The organism is Streptomyces ossamyceticus (genome assembly GCF_001418475.1).
Lineage (GTDB): Bacteria > Actinomycetota > Actinomycetes > Streptomycetales > Streptomycetaceae > Streptomyces > Streptomyces ossamyceticus.
In genome coordinates this window covers 989-1318 of the sequence record NZ_LIQX01000915.1, presented here as the reverse complement: position 1 = coordinate 1318, position 330 = coordinate 989, and positions in this window count along the sequence as shown.

Here is a 330-nt window from a genome sequence, read left to right as displayed (position 1 = left end):
CTGGTAGGGGGCCGGACGGTGCACACTGTGCTCCGCACGAGGACGCGGCCGAGGGCCCGGTCCGGTCTCGGCCCCGGCCGCTCGGCCGCCCTGGTCGGCGCGGGGTGGGCGACGACAGCGGCCCGCACCGTACGACGCGAACTCCCCTGCCGTGCTGGCGAGTTCACGCCGCGTCAGAACACCAGCATACGTAGCCGCCGGCCGGACCGTGAACACGTACGTGGTGGACGGTCGCAGTCGGGTGACGTCGACCATGTGCGCGTCGCCGGGCACGTCCTTCACCTTCCGCTCGCCGCGGTACACCTCGTACCCGGCGACCTCCGGCCCGCC